This is a genomic window from Microcystis sp. M49636_WE2, from assembly GCF_030065375.1.
Taxonomy (GTDB): domain Bacteria; phylum Cyanobacteriota; class Cyanobacteriia; order Cyanobacteriales; family Microcystaceae; genus Microcystis; species Microcystis aeruginosa_C.
Genome location: NZ_JASJFG010000752.1, coordinates 1 through 1,171, shown reverse-complemented (window position 1 = coordinate 1,171; position 1,171 = coordinate 1). Strand labels below are relative to the sequence as shown.

The following is a 1,171-nucleotide window of genomic DNA, read 5'->3' as shown; positions in this document are numbered from 1 at the left end:
TTCGATCCCCCCTTAGTACTAGGGTTGATTCATAGTAGGGTTGATTCATGAATCAACCCTACCCTATAGTCCCCCCTTGATAAGGGTGGTGTCTGATAATTTTTAACGCCTACCTACTTAAATGATGAGATGATGACATTGCGGACAGAAATCTGAGGAATTAGCGGAGATGAAAGCGTATATTGGGAATAGAGCCGTCCCTAGAAAGTGAGCCACTGTTATGAATTCTTTTGCACTCCCCGTCTTTCTGCAATCAGGTTTAACCCTACTGGCATTTTTAGTGCTGATTATCCTGATGGCTTAAATCTTAATCCGTCTGTGACTTCGATCGAGCAGGGGACGATCGATAGCTCAGACTAAATTTTGATAGACAGTTAGCATCTGTTCAGCGATCGCTGACCAACTATATTGATTTAAGACTAAATCCCTGGCATTTTTCCCTCGTTGTTGGCGAATTTTAGGATTAGTGATAGCCGCTTCCAAAGTATTAGTTAAATCCTCAAGCTGACAAGCTGTCACCCATCCCGCGGCCGCTGCTGCCACCGCAGGATGCAGATCCACCCGATCCGAGATGACCACAGGAATTCCGGCAGCCATAGCTTCGGCAACCGCGATGCCAAAATTTTCATAGTAGGAAGGTAAAACAAATAAATCGGCCCTAGCGAGGAGGCTATTTTTTACTTCTCCGGTGACAAATCCAGTAATTGTTGTATTTTTAGCCAAGATTGACCGCTCGATCTGATTTTTAATCCGATTTTCGTACTCCCGGTCCTGGGGATTACCTCCTGCTAAGACAAAATGAAAATCTAGGCCTTTTTCTAACAACCTTTCTAAACTGGGCAGCAATAAATCTAGACCTTTTTTCGGATCAAGACGGGACATATAGAGAATGATCGGTTTATTTTCGGGAAGAGCAAAACCCTTTACTGGTAAAGCTTGTGGGTCAAAAAAATCTACCCCTAGGGGGATGACAATATCCTTAGTTTTTATATTAAATCTTTCGGCAGTTTGACACTCCTGCTGACTGGTGAAATGAACTGCCGCCGCCGCCGCTAAATTGGGTTTTTCCAGAAAATTGGCATATATTTGTTTAAGTTGCCGTTTTTTTTGCAAATCTGCCGGATCGAGGGTGCCTAGGGGACGGAGAATATAGGGCAGTTGACGGTAACGA

At 43.9% G+C, this 1,171-nt stretch carries 1 protein-coding gene; it reads right to left on the bottom strand.

The genetic code is table 11. The annotated features are described in order from the left end of the window. Positions 1–351: 351 nt before the first annotated feature. Positions 352–1,171, bottom strand: an 820-nt coding sequence (locus PX484_RS17235) for a glycosyltransferase (RefSeq protein WP_288104902.1), incomplete at its 5' end; no start/stop codon positions are given.